Raw genomic sequence first — 24,721 nt, 5'->3', positions numbered from 1 at the left:
TCCCATCCGTTGGAGCTGTCAGAAGCTTGAGTGTGATGGACTCAACCTCGCATTTGACGAGGTAGTGCTCCTATCCTCAGACTTGAGCCTGGATCACTCAAGGGTTGCCTTGGACGATCCGCCTACGTACAGCGTGACCAGCAGTGGAGGGAAGATTCATGGCGCGAGCGGTCGGCATCGACCTGGGGACGACCAACTCCGTCGTCACCGTCCTCGAGGGCGGTGAGCCGACGGTTATCGCCAACTCGGAGGGCTCGAGGACGACTCCGTCCATCGTCGCCTTCGCCAAGAACGGCGAGGTTCTGGTGGGTCAGCCCGCCAAGAACCAGGCCGTGACGAACGTGGACCGCACGATCCGGTCGGTGAAGCGGCACATCGGCACCAACTGGAAGACCGAGATCGACGGCAAGGCCTACACCGCGCAGGAGATCAGCGCCCGCGTGCTGATGAAGCTCAAGCGCGACGCCGAGGCCTACCTCGGCGAGGAGATCACCGACGCGGTGATCACCGTGCCCGCGTACTTCGAGGACGCGCAGCGGCAGGCCACCAAGGAGGCCGGGCAGATCGCCGGCCTGAACGTGCTCCGCATCGTCAACGAGCCCACCTCGGCCGCGCTGGCCTACGGGCTGGACAAGGGCGAGAAGGAACAGACCATCCTGGTCTTCGACCTCGGCGGCGGCACCTTCGACGTGTCCCTGCTGGAGCTCGGCGACGGTGTGGTCGAGGTCCGCGCCACCTCCGGTGACAACCACCTCGGCGGTGACGACTGGGACCAGCGGATCGTCGACTGGCTGGTGGAGAAGTTCAAGAGCAGCAACGGCATCGACCTGACCAAGGACAAGATGGCGTTGCAGCGGATCCGCGAGGCCGCGGAGAAGGCCAAGATCGAGCTCTCCAGCACCTCCACCGCGAACATCAACCTGCCGTACATCACGGTGGACTCGGACAAGAACCCGCTGTTCCTGGACGAGTCGCTGACCCGCGCGGAGTTCCAGCGGATCACCTCCGACCTGCTGGACCGCTGCCGCGCGCCGTTCAACAACGTGATCAAGGACGCCGGCATCCCGGTCGGCTCGATCGACCACGTGGTGCTGGTCGGCGGTTCCACCCGCATGCCCGCGGTCGCCGAGCTGGTCAAGGAGCTGACCGGTGGCCGGGAGCCGAACAAGGGCGTGAACCCGGACGAGGTCGTCGCGGTTGGCGCGGCGCTGCAGGCCGGTGTGCTCAAGGGCGAGGTCAAGGACGTCCTGCTGCTCGACGTCACCCCGCTGTCGCTTGGCATCGAGACCAAGGGCGGCGTGATGACCAAGCTCATCGAGCGCAACACCACGATCCCGACCAAGCGCTCGGAGATCTTCACCACCGCGGACGACAACCAGCCCTCGGTGCAGATCCAGGTGTTCCAGGGTGAGCGCGAGATCGCCGCGTACAACAAGAAGCTCGGCATGTTCGAGCTGACCGGCCTGCCGCCGGCCCCGCGTGGCGTGCCGCAGATCGAGGTCACCTTCGACATCGACGCCAACGGCATCGTGCACGTCTCGGCCAAGGACCTCGCCACCGGCAAGGAACAGGGCATGCAGATCACCGGTGGGTCCGCCCTGGGCAAGGACGAGATCGACCGGATGATGAAGGACGCCGAGGCGCACGCGGAGGAGGACAAGCAGCGCCGCGAGGAGGCCGAGGTCCGCAACCAGGCGGAGACCCTGGTCTACCAGACCGAGAAGTTCGTCAAGGACAACGACGAGAAGCTGCCCGCCGAGGTCAAGGAGAAGGTCAACGGCGCGTTGACCGAGGCCAAGGAAGCGCTGAAGGGCACCGACATCCCGGCGATCAAGGCCGCGATGGAGAAGCTGGCCACCGAGTCCCAGGCCATGGGCGCGGCGATGTACCAGGGCAACGAGCAGGCCGCCCCCGGCGCGCCCGGCGCGGAGACCCCTGGCCAGCCCAAGGCCGATGACGTGGTCGACGCCGAGATCGTCGAGGACGACAACAAGGGTGGCAGCAAGAAGTGACCGAACAGCAGCCAGAATCCGAGCGCGTGGTGGTTCGAGACCGCCGTCGCATCGACCCGGAGACCGGCGAGGTTCGCTCCGCGGCGGCCAGCGAGGAGCTGGCCGCCGCGGAGGCGGCCGCTGAGGCCACCGTCGCCGCACCGCCGGTGGACCCCGGCGCGCTGGCCGAGCTGCAGCAGCAGCTCGAGGAGCGCACCGCCGACCTCCAGCGGCTCCAGGCCGAGTACGCCAACTACCGCAAGCGGGTCGACCGCGACCGCGAGCTGGTGGTCAACAACGCCAAGGCCAGCGTGGTCACCGAGCTGCTCTCGGTGCTCGACGACTTCGAGCGCGCCGAGCAGCACGGCGACCTGACCGGCGCCTTCAAGGCGGTGGCCGACAAGGTCGCGGCCACCCTGCAGAAGGCGGGGCTGGAGGCATTCGGGCACCAGGGCGAGGAGTTCGACCCCTCGGTGCACGAGGCCGTGCAGCACGACACCTCGCCGGAGGTCTCCGGGCCGACGGTCACCGCGGTGCTGCGCCGCGGTTTCCGCTTCGGCGAGCGGGTGCTGCGCCCGGCCATGGTCGGGGTCACCGACCACGAGCCCGGCGGGCAGGACCCGGCGCCGGAGAGCACCGGCCGGCACGCCGCGGCGGAACCGGCCGACGGCGACACCCCGCAGTAGATGACCAACAGCGAGAAGGGAGGGGCGTCCGGATGAGCGCGAGGGACTGGATCGAGAAGGACTTCTACGCCGAGCTGGGTGTCCCTCCCGAGGCGCCCGGTGACGACATCAAGAAGGCCTACCGCAAGCTCGCCCGCGAGCTGCACCCGGACGCCAACCCGGGTGATGCCAAGGCGGAGGCCAGGTTCAAGGCCGTCTCCGAGGCCTACGGGGTGCTCTCGGACACCGAGAAGCGCAAGCAGTACGACGAGGCGCGCAGGCTGTTCGGCTCCGGCGGGTTCCGGCCGGCCGGCGGTGGCGGGTTCGGCGGCGGCTCCGGCGGCTTCGACTTCGGCGACCTGTTCGGCGGCGCGGCCAGCGGCGCCGCGGCCAGTGGCTCCGGCGGCATCGGCGACCTGCTCGGCGGCCTGTTCGGCCGTCGCGGCGGGCAGGCCGGCGCGGCCCGCGCCCAGCGCGGCAAGGACGTGGAGACCGAGGTCCGGATCGACTTCACCGAGGCCGTGCGGGGAGCCACCGTGTCGCTGCGCCTGTCCAGCCCGGCCACCTGTGGCACCTGCGGCGGCAACGGCGCGCGTCCCGGCACCTCGCCGCGGACCTGCCCGACCTGCGCGGGCGCCGGTGTGGTCAGCCGCAGCCAGGGCGCCTTCGCCTTCAGCGAGCCCTGCCGCGACTGCCGCGGCGTCGGGCGGATCGTCGACGACCCGTGCGTGGAGTGCGGCGGTGACGGGGTCAGCACCCGCACCCGTTCGCTCACCGTGCGGATCCCGGCCGGGGTGGACGACGGCCAGCGCATCCGGCTGGCCGGCCAGGGCGAGCCCGGCCGCAACGGCGCGCCCGCTGGCGACCTGTTCGTCCGGGTGCACGTGGCCCCGCACGAGCTGTTCGGGCGCAACGGCGACGACATCACCGTGACCATCCCGTGCAGCTTCCCGGAACTGGTGCTGGGCACCACGTTGACCGTGCCCACGCTGGAGGGCAAGGTGTCGGTACGGGTGCCGCCAGGCACCACGAGCGGCCGCACGCTTCGAGTGCGCGGCAAGGGCGTCGCCCGCAAGGACGGCACGTTCGGCGACCTGCTGGTCACCCTGCAGGTGGCTGTTCCGTCCACTGTGGACGAACAGGCCCGCGCCGCACTGGAGGCCTACGCCGCGGCAACAGCGGATTTCGACCCACGGCCGGCGCTGACCGCACTGTTGGGACGGGATGAGCCATGAGCCAGTTCGGTGACCAGGGTGGCGGGATCCCCTTCCCGCCCGGCGCGACCGAGGACAGCCCGGTGTTCGTGATCTCGGTCGCGGCCCAGCTCTCCGGCCTGCACGCGCAGACCCTGCGCACCTACGACCGGCTTGGCCTGGTGTCCCCCGGCCGCACCGCGGGCGGGGGACGCCGGTACTCCGCGCGGGACATCGCGCTGCTCAAGGAAGTCCAGCGCCTGTCCCAGGAGGAAGGCGTCAACCTGGCGGGCATCAAGCGGATCATCGAGCTCGCCACCGAGGCCGAACGCCTCCGCGCCGAGGTCGAGGACCTGCACCGCCAGCTCGCCGCCGCGCACGCCGCCGCCGACCACGCGGCCGCCGCCGTGCACGCCTCCTACCGCCGCGACCTGGTCCCCCTCCGCCCCCAGCAAACCGCCCTGGTCGTCTGGAAACCCCAGCCCCGCCAACCCCGCGAGCGCTGACCAAACCCGCACGCGAAGCAGGCCATCGCGGCCGGACCACCGACCGACCCAGAACCGCGCACTGACCAAAGCCGAACCCCGTGCTGGCCGGTCCGGAACCGCGTGTTGGCCGAACTCGTACGCCGTGTTGGCCGATCCGGGACGGCGTGTTGGCCGAAGTCGTACGCCGTGTTGGCCGGTCCGGGACGGCGTGTTGGCCGAACTCGTACCCCGTGTTGGCTGATCCCGGACCGCGCGTTGCCCGGAACCGCAACGCCGGGTTGGCCGCCCCCATCCGCCCCACTCCCGGCCGCCCGCCGCCACCGCTCCCGGCGTCGGCCAGGCCCGCCACCTCGATACTCCGTGCGGCTGACCTGCGCCCCGGGTGTACCCTGCTCCCATGCTGAGGACGTGCGACAGCATGACCATGCGCGGCCGGATGATGATGTTCTCCGGCCTCCTCCGCATGTCCTGACCACTGCTGAGGAGGCCCCCCAACCGGCGGCCCCTCACCGGGCCGACACCATCCGCCCGGGGCCAGGAAGGTAGCGATGAGCCGCTACAACGTCATGACATCCATCCCGTACGTCAACGGCAAGCCGCACGTCGGCCACGCCCTGGAGCTGATCCAGGCCGATGTGCTGGCCCGGCACCGGCGGCAGCGCGGTGACGAGGTGCGCGCGCAGACCGGCACCGATGACAACGCCTTGAAGAACGTGCAGGCGGCCGAGGTCGAGGGGATCACGCCCGCGGAGTACGTGGAGCGGGTGGCGCAGAACTTCCTCAAGCTGGGTGAGGCGCTGGAGCTGTCCTTCGACGACTTCATCAAGACCAGCTCCGACCCGCGGCACAAGCCGGGTGTGGACAAGCTGTGGGAGCTCTGCGCGAAGCAGGGCGACTTCTACCGCAAGTCCTACACCGGCCTGTACTGCATCGGCTGCGAGCTGTTCTACACCGAGGCCGAGCTGGTCGAGGGCAAGTGCCCCGAGCACGGCACGGTGCCGGAGGAGATCGAGGAGAACAACTGGTTCTTCCGTCTTTCCCGCTACCAGGACAAGCTGATCGAGCTGATCTCCACCGACCAGCTGCGGGTCGAGCCCGCGCACCGCAAGCGCGAGGTGCTGGCCTTCATCTCCTCCGGGCTGGAGGACTTCAGCTGCTCGCGCAGCATGGCGCGGGCCCGCGGCTGGGGCATCCCGGTGCCCGGCGACCCCGAGCAGGTCATCTACGTCTGGTTCGACGCGCTGGCCAACTACATCACCGCGCCCGGCTTCGGCAGCGACGAGGCGGGCTACCGGCACTGGTGGTCCGAGGACGTCGAGCAGGTGCACGTGATCGGCAAGGGCATCATCCGCTTCCACGCGGTGTACTGGCCCGCCATGCTGCTCTCCGCCGGGCTGCCGCTGCCGTCCACCATCTTCGTGCACGAGTACCTGACCGCGGGCGGGCAGAAGATCAGCAAGTCGCTGGGCAACGCCGAGGACCCCGCCGACATCGTGGCCGCCTACGGCAGTGACGCGGTGCGCTGGTGGATGCTGCGCGACGTGGCCAGGGCGGGCGACACCGACTACACCGCCGAGCGGATGGTCACCAGGTCCAACGAGGACCTGGCCAACAACATGGGCAACCTGGTCAACCGCGCGGTGTCCATGGTGCGCAAGTACCGGGACGGCGTGATCCCGCCGGTGGCGGCGGAGAACCCGGCCGCCGAGGCGCTGCGGGCCGCCCGCGCGGAGGCCGCCGCGACCATCGACGAGGCGCTGGCGAACTTCGACTTCCGCCGCGCGGTGGAGTCGATCAGCCGGATCGGCGACGAGGCCAACCGCTACGTCGAGGTCACCACGCCGTGGGCGCTGGCCAAGGCGGAGAAGAAGGAGGACGCGCCGCCTGCCGCGCTGGACGCGGTGCTGGCCGAGCTGGTGGCCACCGTGCGCGACCTGGCCGAGCACCTGCTCCCGTTCCTGCCCGCCGCGGCCGCGCGGATCGCGCAGCAGGTGGGCGACGGCGGCGACACCGTGGCCGAGCCCAAGCCGGTGTTCCCGCGACTGGAACTGGCCGCGGAATAGTCCTGGCTCCGGTGCCGCCCTTCACCTGGGGCGGCACCGTTCCTCGTCAGTCCAGCGTGAACGGGTCGTACCGGATCCGGTCCAGCGGCGTGCCCGCGACCAGCATCCGGGACACGGTGGCCCTGATCATCGCCGGGGAGCCGCAGACCAGCACGTCCCGGTCGTTCCAGGCGCCGTAGCGGGTGACCACGTCGGCCAGCGTGCCGTGCTCCACCCCGCGGGCGCCGGGGTCGGACTCCAGCACCGGGACCACGGTCAGCCACGGGTTGCCCATGGCCAGGCGCTGCACGCTGTCCAGGTCGTACAGGTCGCCGCGGGCACGGCCGCCGTAGAACAGGTGCACCTTCGGGTTCTCCCCGTAGGCCGCCATCTCGTCCAGCATCGCCCGCATCGGGGCCACGCCGGTGCCTCCGGCCACCATCAGGATGTCCCGCTTGCTGGTGCGGTCGATGCCCATCCGGCCCATCGGCGGGCCGATCCGCCAGGTGTCGCCGATCTGGGTGTGGCCGACCACCGACCGGCTCACCCAGCCGTTGTTCACCGCGCGGATGTGGAACTCCATCACGCCGTCCGGGCTGGGCGCGTTGGCCGGGGAGAAGTAGCGCCAGAGCCGGGGGCGCTGCGGGGTCTCCACGCTGAGGTACTGCCCGGCGCGGTAGGGAATCGGGTGGTCTGGCTTGAGCCGGACCACGGCCAGGTCCCAGCTGAGCCGCTGGTGCTCGATCACGCTGGCGGTCCAGAACGCCGGGTTGTCGTCGGCGGCCGCGGACTCCAGCATGGTCTGGGCCATGATCGTGTAGGCCTCGGCCCAGGCCCGTTCCACGGCAGGGGTCCAGGCCTCCCCGGCGAACCGCTTGATCGCGGCCAGCAGGGCGGTGCCGACCGCCTCGTAGTGCACCGAGACCACCCCGAACTTGCGGTGGTCGCGGCCGAGCTGCTTGAGGAAGGGCACCAGGTCGTCCGGGCGGTCCACCATCTGCACGACGTGGACGAGGGCGCGCAGCAAGCGACTGCGCTGCACCTCCATGTTGGCCGGGAACAGCTCACGGGTGGTCGGTGCGAGGCTGAAGAGCATCCCGTAGAAGAACTGGGCTACTTCCTCGGCGCGCGGCTCGATCACCGCGAAGCTCTCGCGGATCAGGCGCACCATCGCGGTGACCCCTGGCGGCGGTTCCCGGTGCGGGGGCTGGGTCGGGTTGAGCACGGCGTTCGCGGTCATAGTCCGGGCGCAGTCTTCTCCACGTTGTTCGGCACGCCCATCCGACGCACCGATGGTGACCAGCATCCCCCGACAGAGTTGGACATTAACCCCTCCCTCGGGTCATCGGAGCCTTGATGCCACGTTCGAGTGCAATTTGCTTACTGCGTGTGTACATGTGCTCCGCGTAACGGGCGAGCGTACGCGGGGCGATGTGCGCGACCACACCTCCTCGTGACACGGTGGGCACCGTGATGCCCGACACTCCGGTCCCGACCGGCACTGCCGATCCTGACCTGTTGCTACTGGAGCTGTCCGATTCACCGGCCCGTGTCACTTCGGCGGCGGCGGTCGTGCCCGGTGATCACACACGGCAGCAGCCGGTCACGTCCAGTGTGCCAGGCGAGGAATCCGCGGACGCCGCTCGCAGCGCGACGAGCGGTAACGAGTCTTCGGTCGCGCTAACCCGCCAACTGGACGCGCCCACCAGGGTGATCGCGCGTCCGGTGCCCCAGCGGGCCGTCGGCATGGAGACCACCAGGCGGATCGAGCTGCCCCCGCGTGGCCTCGCCGGACCGGCCGACCCACTGCCGCCCGCACCCGCTGGCCTGCCCGGATCCCGTGGCGAGCACCTCCTGCAGCGGGCCTTCGGCACCGAGTCCAGGGCCGCCCGGTTCTACTCCGACCAGGTGCTCGACCGGCTCAACCCGACCATGGTCGAGTTCGTGGCGCGGATGGAGATGCTGTTCGTGGCCACCGCTGATGGTCACGGAGAGTGTGATTCTTCGCTCCGTGCCGGGCCGCGCGGGTTCATTCAGGTGCTCGACGAGAAGCACATCGCCTACCCGGAGTACCGGGGCAACGGCGTGCTGGCCAGTCTGGGCAACATCAGCGAGAACCCGCACATCGGTCTGCTGATGATCGACTTCGTCAGCGACCTGATCGGCCTGCACGTCAACGGCCGGGCCCGGATCGTCGACGACGGCGACCTGCGCGCCGAGCACCCGGAGCTGCCCTCGGACTTCGAGCGCGGCCGCACTCCGGAACGCTGGGTAGTGGTCGAGGTCGAGGAGGCCTACGTGCACTGCCGCAAGCACATCCCGCGGATGATGCCGGTGCTGCGCGACCGGGACTGGGGCACCGACGACGTCAAGCGCAAGGGCGGCGACTACTTCGACGCCAAGGCGCTGCCCAAGCCGTGGCAGGACTCCACCGGGTCTTGACCTGCCCTGAGTACGGTATGTCCCGGTTCTGGGGGCAGACCGGGCAAAGGGAGACGAGTGGACAGCGACGACCCGGTTCGCCGGCGGGCGGCCGAGGCGGTGGAGCGCGAGCTCGCGCTGCTGATGCGCCGGTCCAGGAGCATGGCCATGTCCCTGGCCGCCCGGATCCACCCCGAGCTGGACTCCGCTGCTTACGCGCTGCTGCTGCTCATCGACGACCGGGAGTCGGTGCGCGCCACCGACCTGGTGGACCAGCTCGGCCTGGACAAGTCCACGCTGAGCAGGCAGATCGCCCAGCTGCACCGGCTGGCGCTGGTGGAGCGGGTGGCCGACCCGCACGACGGCCGGGCCAGGCTGGTGCAGCTGACCGCTTCCGGCCGACAGCGGCTGGCCGAGGTGCGGCAGGAACGGCGCGGCAAGCTGCGCGAGCACTTCCGCACCTGGAGCACCGGCGACCTCGATGTGTTGTCGACTTTGCTCGGTCGGCTGAACCAGGATCTCTGAGTCACTTCCCGAAGGTGTGACGGAGCCCTCACTCACTACCGACCGTAAAAAGGTTGCTATCCGCAACTAACGAGTTATAGTTGCGTCGAGCAACCATGGGGGTGGTCAGTGTGGACCCACGACCCGATTCGGTCTTCGAGCTGCTGCGGCAGGTCAAGAGCCTGGTCCAGATCCGGCACGCGATCGCGCAGCGGGTCTGGCAGGACGACGGCGAACTGCACCTGGCCGCGGTGGGCCTGCTCGCCGAGCTGGTGGTCAACGGACCCCGGCGCAGCGGCGAGATCGCCCAGGAACGAGCGGTGGACCCCTCCGTGGTGAGCAGGCAGGTGGCCCAGCTGCAACGCGCCGGCCTGGTGGAACGCCAGGTCTCGCCGACGGACGGGCGGGCCATGTTGCTCAGCGCGACCCCGGCCGGGACCGCGCTGATCGAGCGGTGGAAACAGGAGCAGACCGAGTGGATGCGGAGCGCGCTGTCGGACTGGCAGGACGAGGACCTGGTGCTGGCGAGCACCCTGATCGAGCGACTCACCAGGGACCTGCGCGGCGGGCTGTGCCGGCCGAGGGCGGCGGCCACGGCGTGAGCGCGGCCGAGCCGCGCGACCCGGAGGCGCTGGCGCCGATGTCGCACCGGGAGATCCTGCGCGCGCTGACCGGCCTGCTGCTCTCCCTGCTGGTGGCCATCCTCAGCTCCACCATCGTGACCAACGCGCTGCCCACCATCCTCAAGGACCTGCACGGCACCCAGGGCCAGTACACCTGGGTGGTCACCGCGACCCTGCTGGCCGCCACCGCGACCACGCCGATCTGGGGCAAGTTGGCCGACCTGTTCAGCAAGAAGCTGCTCTACCAGGTGGCCATCGGCCTGTTCGCCTTCGGCTCGGTGCTGGCCGGGATCGCCACCTCGATGCCGGAGCTGATCGCCTACCGCGCGGTGCAGGGCCTGGGCGTCGGCGGCCTGCAAGCGCTGGCCCAGGTGGTCATCGCGGCCATGGTCAGCCCGCGCGAGCGCGGCCGCTACGCCGGGTACACCGGCGCGGTGATCGCGGTGGCCACGGTCAGCGGGCCGCTGGTCGGCGGCTTCATCGTGGACACCCCGTGGCTGGGCTGGCGGTTCTGCTTCTTCCTGGTGGTGCCGCTCGCGCTGGCCGCGATGGCGGTCATCCACAAGACCCTGCACCTGCCGGTGCTGCGCCGCCGGGTGCGCATCGACTGGCTGGGCGCCACGCTGATCATCGGCGGGGTCAGCCTGCTGATGCTGTGGGTCTCCTTCGCGGGCAAGGACTTCGCCTGGATCTCCCCGGCCAGCGGGTTGTACCTGCTCGGCGCGGTGGTCACGCTCGGGCTGGCGCTGTTCGTGGAGTTCAGGGCCGCCGAGCCGGTGGTGCCGCCGCGGTTGTTCCGGGACCGCACCGTGCTGCTCTCGGTGCTGGCCAGCCTGGGCATCGGCACCGCGATGTTCGGCGCCTCGGTGTTCATCGGCCAGTACTTCCAGCAGGCCCGCGGCTTCACCCCGACCGTGGCCGGGCTGCTCGGCATGCCGCTGGCCCTGGGCTACGTGCTCACCTCGACCTGGTCCGGCCGCCGGATCACCCGCACCGGGCGGTGGAAGGTCTACCTGGTGGCTGGCGCGGTCGCGCTGTTCGCCGGGCTGGCGCTGCTGGCCACCATCACGCACACCAGCCCGGTCTGGCTGCTCGCCTGCTACCTGCTCGTGGTCGGCGTGGGCATGGGCCTGACCATGCAGAACCTGGTGCTCGCGGTGCAGAACGCGGTGCCGGTCACCGACCTGGGCGCGGCCAGCTCCTCGGTGATGTTCTTCCGCTCGCTGGGCGGCGCGGCCGGGGTCTCCGTGCTCGGCGCGGTGCTGGCCGGGCGGGTCGGCCAGCTGGTCGGGCACGGCGAACCGGTGCGGGACGCCCAGGGCGATGCCAGCGGACTGGTGTTCCTGATCGCCGCGGCGCTGGCCCTGGTGGCGCTGGTGGCCATCGCGCTGATCAAGGAGGTGCCGCTGCGCGACAACACCTCAGGCTCCACAGGTGAACACACAGCTGTCCCCAATCCTGTGGACAACCCTGGGGATGCTGTGGACAACCGGGTTGCGGCGGTGGACAGGCTGTTGACGCCTGATCGGCGCATCAGTGCAGTTGGGGGCAGGTTTGCCCAGGTTGTGGAGGGCTGTCGGCGGACGGTGGACAAGCCTGTGGACAACCCTGTGTAAAACCGCTCTGAGCTGGGGATGAGCCACCTGTGGACAACTAACCCGGCGTTTCCCCGGTGTTCACACCCGCAGCTCGGCCGGGAACTCGGTGCCGCGCAGCTCCGGCGGCAGGTGGCCGACGTCGTTGTAGGCGACCACCACGGCAGGCCGGCCCGGCCGGTAGAGCAGCACGGAGAGCCCGCAGTTGTAGTCGGCCAGGTTCAGCCAGGCGTGCTCGGGCGCGCCCATGGCCACCGCGACGAAGTGCCGGATCAGGTTCCCGTGCGTGACCACCAGCTCCCGCCGGTCCGACCCGGCGGCTCCGGCGTAGCGGGCCAGCGCGGCCGCGGCCTGGGCCGGACCCTCCTCGGCGAGCACCTGCGGGGTCAGCCCGGCGAAGAACTCGGCCTGGGCCGGGGTCAGCAGCTCAGGGCCGGGCACGCTGGGGATGCACTCGCGGAGCAGGTCGCTGGGGTGCTGCGGGGCGTCCTGGAGCTGTTCGGCGAGCACCTTCACCGTCGCGGCGGCCCTGGGCGAGGTGCTGTGGTGGACCGCGGCGAAGGACACCCCGGCCAGCCGCGCGGCGGTCAGCTCCGCCTGGCGGCGGCCGCGGTCGGTGAGCGAGTCATCCTCGGCCGCCTCGCCGTGCCGGACGAGGTAGAGCAGTCGGTTCGCCATATCTTGTGGGACGTGTGGCCCGGATCTCGGTTGCCAGATTTTGGGTTGAGCGGAACACGCTCAACTTTTCTGACGTTATCCCTATGACGGACCCCGTGCGATGAGGTGAGGGATGGACGCTTTCAACCCGACCACGAAGACCCAGCAGGCGATCTCCTCGGCGGTGCAGGCCGCCGGCGTGGCCGGAAACCCCGATGTCGGGCCGGTGCACCTGCTGGGCGCGCTGCTCGCGCAGGCCGACGGCCTCGCGGCGCCGCTGCTGGCCGCGGTTGGCGCCGACACCGCGCGGGTCCGGCCCGAGCTGGACCGGCTCGCCCAGCAGCTCCCGTCCGCCACCGGCGCGACGGTCTCCGCCCCGCAGTTCTCCAGGGAGAGCCTGCGGGTGCTCACCCACGCCCAGCAGCTGGCCACCGAGATGAACGACGAGTTCGTCTCCACCGAGCACCTGCTGGTCGGCCTGGCCGCCGAGGGCGGCACCGTGGCCGACCTGCTGCGCAGGCACGGCGCGAGCCCCGAGGCGCTGCGCGAGGCCTTCGACAAGGTGCGCGGCTCGGCCAGGGTGACCAGCGCCGACCCGGAGAGCACCTACCAGGCGCTGGAGAAGTACGGCGTCGACCTGACCGAGCGCGCGCGCAAGGGCGAGCTGGACCCGGTGGTGGGCAGGGACGCCGAGATCCGCCGGGTGGTGCAGGTGCTGTCCAGGCGCACCAAGAACAACCCGGTGCTCATCGGCGAGCCCGGCGTCGGCAAGACCGCGATCGTGGAGGGCCTGGCCCAGCGGATCGTGGCCGGCGACGTGCCGGAGTCCCTGCGCGGCAAGCGGGTGGTCTCGCTGGACCTGGGCGCGATGGTGGCCGGGGCCAAGTTCCGCGGCGAGTTCGAGGAACGGCTCAAGGCGGTGCTCAAGGAGATCACCGACTCCGCGGGCCAGGTGGTCACCTTCATCGACGAGCTGCACACCATCGTCGGGGCCGGCGCCACCGGCGAGGGCGGCGCGATGGACGCGGGCAACATGATCAAGCCGATGCTGGCCCGCGGCGAGCTGCGGCTGGTCGGCGCGACCACGCTGGACGAGTACCGCAAGCACATCGAGAAGGACCCCGCGCTGGAGCGGCGGTTCCAGCAGGTGCTGGTCGGCGAGCCCAGCGTGGCCGACGCGATCGGCATCCTGCGCGGGCTCAAGGAGCGCTACGAGGTCCACCACGGCGTGCGGATCACCGACGGCGCGCTGGTCGCCGCGGCCACCCTGTCCGACCGCTACATCACCGCGCGCTTCCTGCCGGACAAGGCCATCGACCTGGTGGACGAGGCCGCCTCCCGGCTGCGGATGGAGATCGACTCCCGGCCGGTGGAGCTGGACGAGGTCGAGCGGGCGGTGCGGCGGCTGGAGATCGAGGAGATGGCGCTGTCCAAAGAGGACGACGCCGCGTCCAAGTCCCGGCTGGCCACCCTGCGCGCCGAACTGGCCGACCGGCGCGAGCAGCTGGCCGAGCTGACCGTGCGCTGGAAGGGCGAGAAGGGCGCCATCGACCGGATCCGCGAGCTGAAGGAGCAGTTGGAGCAGCTGCGCGGCGAGTCCGAGCGGGCCGAGCGGGACGGCGACCTCGGCCGGGCCGCCGAGCTGCGCTACGGCCGCATCCCGGCGCTGGAGAAGGAGCTGGAGGCGGCCACCGCGGTCACCGAGGACAAGCAGGCCATGCTCAAGGAGGAGGTCACCGCGGACGACGTGGCCGACGTGGTCTCCGCCTGGACCGGCATCCCGGCGGGCAGGCTGCTGGAGGGCGAGACCGCCAAGCTGCTGCGCATGGAGGAGGCCATCGGGGCCAGGGTGGTCGGCCAGGCCGAGGCGGTGCGCGCGGTCTCCGACGCGGTGCGCCGCGCCCGCGCCGGGGTCGCCGACCCGGACCGCCCGACCGGCTCGTTCCTGTTCCTCGGCCCCACCGGCGTGGGCAAGACCGAGCTGGCCAAGGCGCTGGCGGAGTTCCTCTTCGACGACGAGCGGGCCATGATCCGCATCGACATGAGCGAGTACGGCGAGAAGCACACCGTCGCCCGCCTGGTCGGCGCCCCGCCCGGCTACGTCGGCTACGACCAGGGCGGCCAGCTCACCGAGGCGGTCCGGCGGCGGCCGTACAGCGTGGTGCTGCTGGACGAGGTGGAGAAGGCGCACCCGGACGTCTTCGACGTGCTGCTCCAGGTGCTCGACGACGGCAGGCTCACCGACGGCCAGGGCCGCACGGTGGACTTCCGCAACACCATCCTGGTGCTCACCTCGAACCTCGGCTCGCAGGTGATCGCCGATGCCACCATGTCCGAGCTGGCCCGCAAGGACGCGGTGCTCGCGGTGGTGCAGCGGCACTTCAAGCCGGAGTTCCTCAACCGGCTGGACGACGTGGTGGTCTTCCACGCGCTGGCCACCGAGGAGCTGACCTCCATTGTGGACATCCAGGTGCGCAGGCTGGCCAAGCGACTCGCCGAGCGCAGGCTGACCCTGGACGTCACCGAGTCGGCCAAGGGCTGGCTGGCCCTGCAGGGCTTCGACCCGGTCTACGGCGCCCGCCCGCTGCGGCGGCTGGTGTCCTCGGCGATCGGCGACCAGCTGGCCCGCAAGCTGCTGGCCGGGGAGATCACCGACGGGGACAAGGTCCTGGTCGACGTCCGCGACGACAATTCGGGCCTGGATGTGGCCAAGGCGTAGAGCGTTAATCGGTGCGGCCCACTCCGCCAGACGGGTGGGCCGCACCCACGCGCGTCCGACATTAGGGCCAATTGGTGCCTACTGGACCGAATGTGATCTCGGCTATGGCGGCTCGCACCGCTAGGCTGCGGGTGTGGGCGTACCTGCGTGGATCTGGTTCTCGGTGGCCGTGCTGGCGGCCATTGCCGGCGCGGTCTTGCTCGGCACGGACCGGGCGCAACGCACAGCGCGCAACCGGGAGCGGCGCCGCTGGGCCGCGTTGCGCGGCTGGCGGTTCACCGACGAGGACCAGGTGCTGCTCACCCAGTGGAAGCACGGCGGGCTGGCCTACTCCAAGCAGGGTGTCGCCGTTGACGTGGTCACTGGCTCGATGTTCACCGCGGACGGCCGCCGCCTGGTGCAGGTGCTCGACCACCAGCAGTCCAGCAAGGTGACCATGGTGATCGCCGCGGTCCGGATGCGCCGCACCGTGCCCACCATCCTGGAGCTGTGGGAGCCCAGCGTCCCGTTCGCCCGCGAGCGCGAGGCCGAGCTGGACCTCTACGGCCCGGTCGGCAACCGCTACGGCTTCACCACCGACATGGCCATCGTGCACCCGCTGATCACGCCCGACTTCGTGGACACCATCGACGAGATCGGCGACGACATCATGGTGGTCTGGCTGGAGGGCTCCTGGGTGCTGGCCGCCGCCCCGCCGAACGCCGACCCGGCCCGGCTGGAGCGACTGCTCAGCGACCTCGGCGAGGTGGCCGACTTCGTGGACCCGTTCGACGTGGACGCCGACGACAGCGCGACGCCCTCGGCCGACGGCTCCCAGCACACCCCGCACTGACTCAGACCTCGCCCTCGAAGCGGAACTCGTCCTTGCCGTCGCGGGTGATCGCCTTCAGCTGGAGCACGCCCGGCCGGTCGGGCAGCCGGATCCAGTGCTCGACCCGCACCGAACCGCCGGGCGGGATCGGCTTGTCCGCCTCCGCCACCTCGCCGCCCTTGTCGGTGACGTCCTCCGGCGGTCGCACCACCTCGTCCGAGCCGTGCGCGACGAACGAGGGGTAGAAGGACGGGTCCGGGTACTCCAGCGGGGCCTTGCCGGGGTTGGTCACGGTCACCGTGAACAGCAGCACCCTGGTGCCGGGCATGCGCTCCTCTGCGGTCAGCTCGGCCTGCGGGACCGGCTTGAACTCCGAGATGCCGAACCTGGTGCCCGAGGGCAGGGCCAGCTCAGCGCCGAACCCGGTGCCCGGCGGGTCGCCGAAGCGGACCACCGTGCTGGTGGTCGGCGCGGGCGGCAGGGGCGTCGGCGGTGCTGGGGCCGGGGTGCAGGCGGCCGTGGTCAGCGCCGCGAGGGCGAGCGGCAGCGCGCCGCGCCGGGTGCTCACACCTCTCCCTCGAAGGAGACCTCGGCGTGGTCGGGCAGCAAGATCGGCTTCAGCCGGAGCGAACCCGGTTTCGCGCTCAGGCCGTAGGCCAGCCGGAGCTTGGTCAGCTTGCCCGGCGGCAGGTCCGGCACGCCCGTCGAGAGGTCCGACCCGTGCAGCGTCTCGACCTCGACCGTCTCCTTGCCGCCCTGTTCGGTGAACGAGCCGAAGCCCAGGGTGTGCAGGTTGGTCAGGGTCTTGCCGGTGTTGTTGGTGATGGTCACGGTGAAGACCACCGCGCGCGGGTGCTTGGTCTCCTCCTCGTCGAGGCCCTTGGGCTGGTAGGGCTCCGGCTTGGAGACCTCGATCTTGACCTTGCCCGGGGTCTCCACCGCCTCGCCGAACTTGCCCACCTGGGGCCCCGCGGTGGTGGGCAGGACCAGCTGCGGGACGGTCGGGGTGACGGTGACCGGGGTCGGCACCGGGATGATGGTGCAGGCCATCGAGCCGAGTAGCAGTGCGCCGGTTACAACGATGGAAACTGCACGCATGGTGATACCCCCAGTGATCTGCGTGTGGCCGGTCAGACCTCGCCGGCGAAGGTGACGTCCTGGTACTTCACGCCCTGGTCCGGCGAGGCCGCGACCAGCAGGGTGCCCGCCTGCTCGCCAACCGCGAAGCCGATCCGCACGTCGATGCTGCGGCCCGCGGGCAGCTCCGGCGCGTCCGGGCTGATGCCCAGCTTGCCCGCCTTGTCCACCAGCGGCTCGGCGTCGGCCACCCGGCCGGTGCCGCGCTCGGTGAAGGTGCCGTCCAGCTTGGTCAGCGGCAGCCGCAGCGGGGTGCTGCCGCCGTTGCTCAGGGTCAGGGTCAGCTGCACGCCGCGGCGGCCGGGGCCGACCAGCGGGGAGCTCAGCGGGCTCGGCCGGGAGAAGGCCACCGCCACGCCGTCGGACCAGCTGTAGCGCTGGCCGAACTGGGCCGTGCGCGGTGTGCTCGCGGTGCGCCGGTCGGTCTCCTGGCTCGCGCCCGGCTCCTCGGCCACCGAGGGCGCGCAGGCCGTGCTGCCCAGCGCCAGGCCGCAGATCGCGGTCACGAGTACCGCACGCTTCATGGTGTTGCCCCCTCGATCACCCATGATCGCCCCCCAGCGGCCATTGTTTCGCCGGTCAACTTCGGGGTCACGATATTCGGCCCGAACGGGCAGACCTGCGGACCGGGCCTTGACGGCTCAGGCGGTGCCCTCGAAGACCGCCTTGGGCTGGCTGCCGAGCAGGTCGGGGGCCACCTCCACGCGCAGTGGGCCGGGCTGCTCGGGCAGGCCGAAGGCGATCGTGCCCTGGAAGGTCTGCCCCGGCGGCAGGTCCGGGGTGCCCAGGCCGATGCCGATGTTGGCCGCGGGATCGCGGATGCTGGGCGCCTTGGCCGCCTCCGGGTCGCTGATCCCGGCCCGGCGGGCGGCGAAGACCATGATCGCCGGCTTGACCGCGCGCTCGGTGCGGTTGACCAGGGTGATCGAGAAGGACACCACCCGCCCGACGTCCGGGTACAGGCCGCGGGCCTGCTCGGACAGGGTGTGCGGGGTGGCCGGGCCGAGGGTCAGCTCCAGGCCGCTCGGCCAGCTGAACCGGCCGCCGAAGCCGGGGACCGACGGCGTGGTCGAGGTGGCGGGCGCCGGTGGGGTCGGCTTGGGCAGCAGCGTCAGGCCGCAGCCGCCCAGCAGGCTGACGGTGACGATCATCAGCGCCGACATGGTTCTCCGCATGCACGCCCCCCAGGTGCCGATCACCTACATGGGTGACTTCGTCCCGTTATATCCACTTCGTTACCCGTTCTCCACCCCGCGTGCCGACCGGTAGGTTGCTCGGCATGCCGACCGCGCTCGTGACCGGACCCACCGCAGGCATCGGCGCGGCCTTCGCCCGCCGCCTGGCCGCCGAGGGACACGACCTGGTGCTGGTCGCCCGCAACGCGCAGCGCCTCGGCGAACTGGCTGACCAGCTCACCGCCAAGCACGGCGTCAAGGTCGAGGTGCTGGCCGCCGACCTGGCCGATCCGGCCCAGCGTGAGCAGGTGGAACAGCGGCTGCGCTCTGATTCCGCCCCGATCGACCTGCTGGTCAACAACGCCGGTCTGGGCACCGGCAAGGACTTCCTGGACAACACCGCCGAGGAGCTGCTCGGCCAGCACGAGGTGAACGTGACCAGCGTGCTGCGGCTGACCCACGCGGTGCTGCCCGGCATGCGCGCCCGGGGCAGCGGCGCGGTGATCAACGTCTCCAGTGTGGCCGGGTTCTTCCCCGGCCGGGGCTCGACCTACAGCGCGGGCAAGAGCTACGTCACCCTGCTCTCGGAGGGCCTGGCCATGTCGCTGGCCGGCACCGGGGTCAGGGTGATGGCGCTGTGCCCTGGCTTCACCCGCACCGAGTTCCACCAGCGGGCCCAGATCGACATGTCCGGCACGCCGGGGTTCTTCTGGCTGGACGCCGACCGGCTGGTGCACGACAGCCTGGCCGACCTGCGCGCGGGCAAGGTCGTCTCGGTGCCGGGCGTGCAGTACAAGGCGCTGGTCGCGGTGAGCAAGATCCTGCCGAGGGCGTTGCTGCGCCGACTGGCCTCCCGGGTCGGCGGCGGTCGCGGGCGCACCTGATCCGCCGTGGCCGCGCTGTTCCTGGTCGTTCTGGTCTTCCTGGCCGCCCTGGTGGCCGGGGCGGTCTTCCTGCTGGTGTGGACCAACCGCAGGCAGCAGCAGCGGCAGACCGAGCTGACCGCGGCGGCGGCCTCGATCGGCTGGCAGCACGGCTGGACCGAGCCCAAGCTGCTGCGGGACCGGTTCACCGTGCGGAACTCGCCGTTCGGCCCCGGCCTGCCCAGCGGTGAGTCGATCACCGGCACGCACCGGGGCCTGCCGCTGGTCGCCTTCCTCGCCCAGGTCAACGAGCGGGTGCACGAGGCCCAGTCGACCATGGACTTCGTCGTGGTGGCGCTGCCGCTGCCCGCGCCGGTGCCCGAGCTGACCCTGGTGCGCAGACGGCCGGGGCAGGGGCTGCTCCGGGTGTTCGGCACCCGGCGGCAGCCCACCGGCGACGAGGTGTTCGACGACGCCTTCTTCGTCGAGTGCGCGGACCCGGGGTTCGTCGCGCACCTGCTCACCCCGCGGGTCCGGCAGTGGCTCTGGCACCACCCGCACGCGCGGGAGGTGAGCTTCCGGTACGGGCCGAGTGATCTTGTGGTGTGGTGGCCCGGCCGGTTCGAGCTGCCCGCGGTGCGGTGGCTCGCGGACTACGCCTGCGAGCTGATGTGCTTAGCTGACGCCTCGTGACCTCCCAGATCAACCCCCAGGCCAAGGCCGAGCTGGCCGCCCTCGTGCGTGAGCTGGCCGTCGTGCACGGCAAGGTGACGCTGTCCTCCGGCAAGGAGGCCGACTACTACGTCGACCTGCGGCGGGCCACCCTGCACCACGCCGCCGCCCCGCTGATCGGCCGCCTGCTGGCCCAGCTGACCGCGGACTGGGACTACGCCGCCGTCGGCGGGCTCACCCTGGGCGCCGACCCGGTGGCCACCGCGATGATGCACGCCAGCGTGGCCGATCCCGAGCTGCGCACGGTGGACGCGTTCGTGGTGCGCAAGGAGCAGAAGGCGCACGGCATGCAGCGCGCGGTCGAGGGCGCGGACGTGGCAGGCAAGCGGGTGCTGGCGGTGGAGGACACCTCGACCACCGGCGGCAGCGTGCTGACCGCGGTGCGCACCCTGCGCCAGGTCGGCGCCGAGGTCATCGGCGTGGCCACCGTGGTGGACCGGGGCACCGGCGCGCGGGAGGCGATCGAGGCCGAGGGCCTGCCCTACCGCTACCTGCTCGACCTGGCCGACCTGGGGCTCTGACACCGGTGTTCGTGGACGAGCCCGGGCCCACCGAGTGGGGCGCGGAGCAGGTCGGCGTCGGTCCGTGGGCCGGTCCGGTGCCGGATGACCCGCGCCTGGACCCCGAGCTGCTGGCCGAGGGCGACCGCCGCAACGTGGTGGACGCCTACCGGTACTGGCGGCGGGAGGCGGTGGTGGCCGACCTGGACGCCCGGCGGCACGGCTTCCACGTGGCCATCGAGAACTTCCAGCACGACCACAACATCGGCACCGTGGTGCGCACCGCGAACGCCTTCGCGGCCAAGGCGGTGCACATCGTCGGGCGCAAACGTTGGAACCGGCGCGGCGCCATGGTCACCGACCGGTACCAGCACGTGCACCACCACGAGGACGTCCCGGCGCTGGCGGCCTACGCGCGGGAGCACGGCCTGACCGTGGTCGGGGTGGACAACACGCCCGGCGCGGCCCGGATCGAGACGGTGACCCTGCCGAGGGACTGCGTGCTGCTGTTCGGGCAGGAGGGTCCCGGCCTCACCCCGGCGGCGGCCGGGGCGGCGGAGCTGACCGTGTCCATCGCGCAGTTCGGCTCCACCCGCTCGATCAACGCCGGGGTGGCCGCCGGGATCGTGATGCACGCCTGGGTGCGGGCACACGCGGATCTCGACACGGCCTGGTGAGTTTCCCGGAGCGTCGGCCCGCGGTTGCCGGGTTCGGCCGCCGCCCGCGCGGACCATGGGCGGATGGGTGGCAGGCGGATCGGCCGGAGCGGTGACCGGCCCGAGCTGTGGGCGGCGCGCGCGGCGGTGGCCGAGCGCGCGGTCTGCGCGCGGCAGCTGCGCAGGGGCCTGCTGACCGGCCGCCTCACCGAGCTGGATGTCTGGCCAGCGGGCCGGTTGCGCCGGGGCCGTCGCTCGCCGTGGCGGGCCACCCTGCTGGACTGCGCGGTGGACGCCTGGCTGCGTGCGCCCACCGCCGACCGGCAGGCCCGGCTGACCGGGCTGGTCCGTGGCCTGCGGGTGCGGCCGAACCGGCTGGGCAACGCCGAGCTGGCCACCCTCACGCTGGCCCTGCACCGCGCGCACAGCACGGCTGGCGCGCGCGGGCGGCCCGCGCTGACCAAGCCCGCGCTGCGGCGGCTGCGGGCGAGCTGGAGCGACCACGCCGGTGGCGGCCTGTGGTCGGACGAGCCTGGCGGGCGCAAGGACGCGGTGGTCAACGGCGCGGCCGCGCTGCTGTTCGCCCAGCTGGCCACCGAGGGCGGGGAGAAGGCCGACCTGCACCGCGCCCGGTCCACAGTGGACTGGGTGTTGCACCACCTGCTCGAGGACGGCCTGGTGGTGACCGGGCTGAGCGTCGCGCCGGACGGCGGGGTCGGCGCGGTGGACCGGACGATCACCTTGCCCGGCAACGCCTACCTGCTCGGCACCTGCGCCCGGCTGGCGGTCAGCACCGGCGAGCGCGGCTGGCCGACGGTCACCGCCCGGCTGGTCACCGCGGTCACCGACCGGCTGGCCGACGCCGACCACGTGCTGCGCGGCAGCGGGCCCGGACCAGCGCTGGGCCTGCTCTCCCGCAACCTGGCCTCGGCCGCGCTCGCGCTGCGCGACGACCCGGCCGCGGCCCGGGCCGCCCAGGTGGTCTTCGGCTCGGCCGAGGCGGCCTGGCGCCACCGCGCGGTGGCCAGGGGCGGACCGCTGTTCGGTCCGGAGTGGACGGTCCCGGCCATTTCGCCCACTGAGCGCCCGCTGGCCGGTGACCCCGGCGCGCCCGTGCCGCGCGCGGAGCGGCAGCTGTCCACGCAGCTCGCGGGCTGGCTGGCGCTGGAGTCGGCCGCCCTGCTGGAACGCGCCGGCTTCGCCGACCGCGGCTCTGCCCGCCGCCCGCGCACCCTCTAAACTGCCGCTCCGTGCGCGTCCTGGTGATTGGCTCCGGTGCCCGAGAGCACGCCCTGCTGCTTGGCCTGTCCCGCGATCCCGCGGTGACCGCCCTGGCCTGCGCCCCCGGCAACGCGGGCACCGCCTCCGTCGCGGAGAACTACGGCGTGGCGGCGACCGACCCGGCCGCGGTGACCGCGCTGGCCAAGGAGTTCAACGCCGACCTGGTGGTGGTCGGGCCGGAGGCGCCGCTGGTGGCCGGGGTGGCCGACGCGGTGCGCGCGGCCGGGATCCCGTGCTTCGGGCCGTCCAGGGAGGCGGCCAGGATCGAGGGCTCCAAGGCCTTCGCCAAGGACGTGATGGCCGGGGCCGGCGTGCCCACCGCGCACAGCGAGATCGTGGACAACCCGGCCAGGCTGGACGCCGCGCTGTCCCGGTTCGGCCCCACCTGGGTGGTCAAGGACGACGGGCTGGCCGCGGGCAAGGGCGTGGTGGTCACCCAGGACCTGGACACCGCCCGCGCGCACGCGATGACCCTGCTCGACGGCGGCCACCCGGTGCTGCTGGAGTCCTTCCTGGACGGGCCGGAGGTCTCGCTGTTCTGCCTCACCGACGGCCGGACCGTGCGGCCGCTGCTGCCCGCGCAGGACTTCAAGCGGGTCGGCGACAACGACATCGGCCCGAACACCGGCGGCATGGGCGCCTACGCGCCGCTGCCCTGGGCCGCCCCCGACCTGGTGGACAACATCGTGGCCACGGTGGCCCAGCCGGTGGTGGACGAGCTGGCCAAGCGCGGCACCCCGTTCCAGGGCCTGCTCTACGCGGGCCTCGCGGTCACCGCCGAGGGCCCCTCGGTGATCGAGTTCAACTGCCGCTTCGGCGACCCGGAGACCCAGGTCGTGCTGGCCCTGCTGCGCACCCCGCTGGCCGGGCTGCTGCTCGCGGTGGCCGAGGGCAGGCTGGCCGAGCAGCCGGAGCTGGACTGGGCCGAGGGCTCCGCGGTCACCGTGGTGGTCGCGGCCGAGGGCTACCCGGGCCTGCCGCGCACCGGCGACGTGATCACCGGCGCGGACGCCGAGGGCGTGCTGCACGCCGGCACCCGCCGCCGCGAGGACGGCGCGGTGGTCTCCGCCGGCGGCCGGGTGCTGTCCGTGGTCGGCACCGGCGCGGACCTGGACGAGGCCCGCGCGGACGCGTACCGCCGGGTCGGCGGGGTGCACCTGACCGGTTCACACCACCGAACGGACATTGCGCTGAAGGCGGCACAGGGCGCGCGCTGACGCCCTACCCTGCCCAGTGTGGGGATGGTCAGGTTCAACCGGGACGCGCTGGAGAGCTGCCGCACCACGGTGGCTGGTCAGGCAGGGCAGTTCGGCGCGGTCGGGGACCGCTTCCCGCAGGGCGGGGCGAACGCGGCCATGTTCGGCAAGCTGGCCGACTCCGGCGCGCTGGCCCAGGCGCTGGACGCGCTGGACAAGTCGATGAACGCCGAGTTCGAGGCGGCCCAGGCCCTGCTCGGCAAGGTGGAGCGGGCCCTGGACGCGGTGCAGCGCACGGTGGAGGACACCGAGCGGGCCAACGCCTCCGGGGTCAGCCGGTGAGCGCCAGGGACGCGGTCGCCGCGCTGCCCGGCGGCCAGGCGCTGGCCGAGATCTGCGACAAGGTCAACGGCGACCCGGAGGCCATCCGCGCGGTGGCCACCCGCTGGACCGAGGCCGCCACCAGCGCGGGCGAGTGCGCGGGCAAGGTCAAGGGCGCGGTGTCCGGGCTGGACGCCGCCTGGCAGGGCAGCTCCGCGGACGGCTTCGTCGGCTACATGGGCAAGTTCAACGCCGCCGCCACCTCGGCGCAGACCACCCTCACCCAGGCCGCGGGCGACCTGCGCGCCGCCGCGGACGCGCTGGCCGGGGCCGAGCAGTCGGTGAACACCATCTGCGAGAACCTGCTCAGCCGGGTCCGCACCTTCAGGCAGCAGAACCGCAACCAGCCGGATGAGGACGTCCGCCCGGTGATCGAGGGCTTCGTCAAGGAGGCGGTCAGCGACGCCCAGCCCAAGGTCACCGAGGCCGAACAGGCGCTCAAGTCCGCGCTGGGCGCTCTTCGCGGGCGCGTCGCGAATCCGAAGTTCTCCACCATGGACGCTCCGGACGGGCAGCCGTTCACCCCGGCTCAGGGGAAGAAGGTGGACTGGCAGCCGAGTCCGGAGCCGAAGAAGGAGCAGCCACCGGCTGAGCGCCCGCGGGAGACCGGCGGCGGATCCGGCGGCGGTGGTGGCGGCGGCGCGACGGGTGGCGGTGGAGGCGGCGGCGGTCTGGGACCCAGCGGAGCCCCGCCGCCCGGTGGTGGTCCTGCGCCGCAGGGGCAGGTGGCGGAGTGGATCAACCAGGCGATCGAGATCCTCAAGGCGCAGGGGTATCCGGTGGACAAGATGAACCCGAACGACATCTGGATGATCATTCAGAAGGAGTCCGGCGGGAACCCGCACGCGATCAACAACTGGGACTCCAACGCGGCCAAGGGCACGCCGTCGAAGGGGTTGATGCAGACCATCGACCCGACCTTCGACCGGTGGTCGCTGCCGGGGCACAAGGACATCTGGAACCCGGTGGACAACATCATCGCGGGAATCCGGTACTCGGTTGAGCGGTATGGGTCGGTGTCGAGCGTGCCGGGGGTGGTGGGGATGAAGACGGGGTCGGGGTATCGCGGGTACTGAGCTCGCGAGCCGTTT

General features: G+C 71.8%; 25 protein-coding genes. 19 read left to right on the top strand and 6 right to left on the bottom strand.

What is annotated here, in order from left to right:
- Positions 1 to 158 precede the first annotated feature (158 nt).
- The 5 genes from dnaK to metG all read left to right on the top strand — a co-directional run bounded on the left by dnaK (position 159) and on the right by metG (position 6,400).
- A complete protein-coding gene (gene dnaK, locus N8J89_RS40585; RefSeq protein ID WP_252483755.1) occupies positions 159 to 2,012 on the top strand; it encodes a molecular chaperone DnaK in 1,854 nt (617 codons plus the stop codon).
- Entirely contained in the window at positions 2,009 to 2,677 is a 669-nt protein-coding gene (gene grpE, locus N8J89_RS40580; protein WP_502868391.1) for a nucleotide exchange factor GrpE, read from the top strand. Before dnaK ends, grpE begins: the two co-directional genes overlap by 4 nt.
- 32 nt (positions 2,678 to 2,709) lie before the next feature.
- The gene (gene dnaJ, locus N8J89_RS40575) at positions 2,710 to 3,891 is read left to right on the top strand and encodes a molecular chaperone DnaJ (protein ID WP_283662153.1); all 1,182 of its coding nucleotides are present in this window, start codon (positions 2,710 to 2,712) and stop codon (positions 3,889 to 3,891) included.
- Positions 3,888 to 4,355: a heat shock protein transcriptional repressor HspR gene (locus N8J89_RS40570; RefSeq protein WP_283662152.1), complete on the top strand. Its 468-nt coding sequence runs from the start codon at positions 3,888 to 3,890 to the stop codon at positions 4,353 to 4,355. The genes dnaJ and N8J89_RS40570 overlap by 4 nt, the downstream gene beginning before the upstream one ends.
- Before the next feature lie 530 nt (positions 4,356 to 4,885).
- Positions 4,886 to 6,400, top strand: coding sequence for a methionine--tRNA ligase (metG, locus tag N8J89_RS40565; RefSeq protein ID WP_283662151.1), 1,515 nt, complete (start codon positions 4,886 to 4,888; stop codon positions 6,398 to 6,400).
- Positions 6,401 to 6,446: 46 nt separating this feature from the next.
- On the opposite strand, the gene N8J89_RS40560 is transcribed toward metG, so the two are convergent.
- Positions 6,447 to 7,550 (bottom strand): FAD-binding oxidoreductase, encoded by a 1,104-nt coding sequence (locus N8J89_RS40560; protein WP_283666371.1) that lies wholly within the window; start codon positions 7,548 to 7,550, stop codon positions 6,447 to 6,449.
- Between the two features lie 554 nt (positions 7,551 to 8,104).
- Here N8J89_RS40560 and N8J89_RS40555 point away from each other — a divergent pair.
- The 4 genes from N8J89_RS40555 (at position 8,105) to N8J89_RS40540 (ending at position 11,543) form a co-directional block, all read left to right on the top strand.
- On the top strand, positions 8,105 to 8,821 hold the full coding sequence (locus N8J89_RS40555; protein ID WP_283662150.1) for a pyridoxamine 5'-phosphate oxidase family protein: 717 nt from the start codon (positions 8,105 to 8,107) through the stop codon (positions 8,819 to 8,821).
- A 57-nt stretch (positions 8,822 to 8,878) separates the two neighbouring features.
- Positions 8,879 to 9,325 (top strand): MarR family winged helix-turn-helix transcriptional regulator, encoded by a 447-nt coding sequence (locus tag N8J89_RS40550; protein ID WP_283662149.1) that lies wholly within the window; start codon positions 8,879 to 8,881, stop codon positions 9,323 to 9,325.
- Positions 9,326 to 9,435: 110 nt separating this feature from the next.
- Positions 9,436 to 9,906 (top strand): MarR family winged helix-turn-helix transcriptional regulator, encoded by a 471-nt coding sequence (locus tag N8J89_RS40545; RefSeq protein WP_283662148.1) that lies wholly within the window; start codon positions 9,436 to 9,438, stop codon positions 9,904 to 9,906.
- 38 nt (positions 9,907 to 9,944) lie between these two features.
- Positions 9,945 to 11,543: an MFS transporter gene (locus tag N8J89_RS40540; RefSeq protein WP_283666370.1), complete on the top strand. Its 1,599-nt coding sequence runs from the start codon at positions 9,945 to 9,947 to the stop codon at positions 11,541 to 11,543.
- Positions 11,544 to 11,603: 60 nt separating this feature from the next.
- Here N8J89_RS40540 and N8J89_RS40535 read toward each other — a convergent pair whose 3' ends face one another.
- Positions 11,604 to 12,200, bottom strand: a complete 597-nt coding sequence (locus N8J89_RS40535) for a histidine phosphatase family protein (protein ID WP_283662147.1) — start codon at positions 12,198 to 12,200, stop codon at positions 11,604 to 11,606.
- Between the two features lie 112 nt (positions 12,201 to 12,312).
- Between N8J89_RS40535 and clpB the strand changes: the two genes are divergently transcribed.
- Together clpB and N8J89_RS40525 are read left to right on the top strand one after the other, a co-directional pair.
- Entirely contained in the window at positions 12,313 to 14,898 is a 2,586-nt protein-coding gene (gene clpB, locus N8J89_RS40530) for an ATP-dependent chaperone ClpB (RefSeq protein ID WP_283662146.1), read from the top strand.
- A 133-nt stretch (positions 14,899 to 15,031) separates the two neighbouring features.
- On the top strand, positions 15,032 to 15,730 hold the full coding sequence (locus N8J89_RS40525; RefSeq protein ID WP_283662145.1) for a TtfA family protein: 699 nt from the start codon (positions 15,032 to 15,034) through the stop codon (positions 15,728 to 15,730).
- 1 nt (position 15,731) lies between these two features.
- Here N8J89_RS40525 and N8J89_RS40520 read toward each other — a convergent pair whose 3' ends face one another.
- From N8J89_RS40520 to N8J89_RS40505, 4 genes are all read right to left on the bottom strand, one after another.
- A complete protein-coding gene (locus N8J89_RS40520; protein WP_283662144.1) occupies positions 15,732 to 16,277 on the bottom strand; it encodes a hypothetical protein in 546 nt (181 codons plus the stop codon).
- A complete protein-coding gene (locus N8J89_RS40515) occupies positions 16,274 to 16,759 on the bottom strand; it encodes a hypothetical protein (protein WP_283662143.1) in 486 nt (161 codons plus the stop codon). The genes N8J89_RS40520 and N8J89_RS40515 overlap by 4 nt, the downstream gene beginning before the upstream one ends.
- An 80-nt stretch (positions 16,760 to 16,839) precedes the next feature.
- The gene (locus tag N8J89_RS40510) at positions 16,840 to 17,370 is read right to left on the bottom strand and encodes a hypothetical protein (protein ID WP_283662142.1); all 531 of its coding nucleotides are present in this window, start codon (positions 17,368 to 17,370) and stop codon (positions 16,840 to 16,842) included.
- Positions 17,371 to 17,487: 117 nt separating this feature from the next.
- The gene (locus N8J89_RS40505; RefSeq protein WP_283662141.1) at positions 17,488 to 18,021 is read right to left on the bottom strand and encodes a hypothetical protein; all 534 of its coding nucleotides are present in this window, start codon (positions 18,019 to 18,021) and stop codon (positions 17,488 to 17,490) included.
- Positions 18,022 to 18,125: 104 nt separating this feature from the next.
- Between N8J89_RS40505 and N8J89_RS40500 the strand changes: the two genes are divergently transcribed.
- The 8 genes from N8J89_RS40500 (at position 18,126) to N8J89_RS40465 (ending at position 24,706) form a co-directional block, all read left to right on the top strand.
- Positions 18,126 to 18,905 (top strand): SDR family NAD(P)-dependent oxidoreductase, encoded by a 780-nt coding sequence (locus tag N8J89_RS40500; RefSeq protein WP_283662140.1) that lies wholly within the window; start codon positions 18,126 to 18,128, stop codon positions 18,903 to 18,905.
- Between the two features lie 6 nt (positions 18,906 to 18,911).
- Positions 18,912 to 19,577: a hypothetical protein gene (locus tag N8J89_RS40495; protein ID WP_283662139.1), complete on the top strand. Its 666-nt coding sequence runs from the start codon at positions 18,912 to 18,914 to the stop codon at positions 19,575 to 19,577.
- Positions 19,574 to 20,137 carry an orotate phosphoribosyltransferase gene (gene pyrE / locus N8J89_RS40490; protein WP_283662138.1) on the top strand — a complete coding sequence of 188 codons (564 nt, stop codon included), beginning with the start codon at positions 19,574 to 19,576 and terminating at the stop codon, positions 20,135 to 20,137. The genes N8J89_RS40495 and pyrE overlap by 4 nt, the downstream gene beginning before the upstream one ends.
- Before the next feature lie 11 nt (positions 20,138 to 20,148).
- Complete coding sequence (locus N8J89_RS40485) at positions 20,149 to 20,793, top strand: TrmH family RNA methyltransferase (RefSeq protein WP_502868390.1); 645 nt, start codon at positions 20,149 to 20,151, stop codon at positions 20,791 to 20,793.
- 63 nt (positions 20,794 to 20,856) lie between these two features.
- On the top strand, positions 20,857 to 22,011 hold the full coding sequence (locus tag N8J89_RS40480) for a glycoside hydrolase family 76 protein (protein WP_283662136.1): 1,155 nt from the start codon (positions 20,857 to 20,859) through the stop codon (positions 22,009 to 22,011).
- Between the two features lie 11 nt (positions 22,012 to 22,022).
- Entirely contained in the window at positions 22,023 to 23,270 is a 1,248-nt protein-coding gene (purD, locus tag N8J89_RS40475; RefSeq protein WP_283662135.1) for a phosphoribosylamine--glycine ligase, read from the top strand.
- Positions 23,271 to 23,288: 18 nt separating this feature from the next.
- Positions 23,289 to 23,591: a hypothetical protein gene (locus tag N8J89_RS40470; protein ID WP_283662134.1), complete on the top strand. Its 303-nt coding sequence runs from the start codon at positions 23,289 to 23,291 to the stop codon at positions 23,589 to 23,591.
- A complete protein-coding gene (locus N8J89_RS40465; protein ID WP_283662133.1) occupies positions 23,588 to 24,706 on the top strand; it encodes a WXG100 family type VII secretion target in 1,119 nt (372 codons plus the stop codon). The genes N8J89_RS40470 and N8J89_RS40465 overlap by 4 nt, the downstream gene beginning before the upstream one ends.
- The last annotated feature ends 15 nt before the right edge of the window (positions 24,707 to 24,721 follow it).

Source organism: Crossiella sp. CA-258035 (assembly GCF_030064675.1).
Classification (GTDB): domain Bacteria; phylum Actinomycetota; class Actinomycetes; order Mycobacteriales; family Pseudonocardiaceae; genus Crossiella.
Note: the sequence above shows the minus strand (reverse complement) of the source record. Positions and strands in the feature narration are given on the sequence as shown.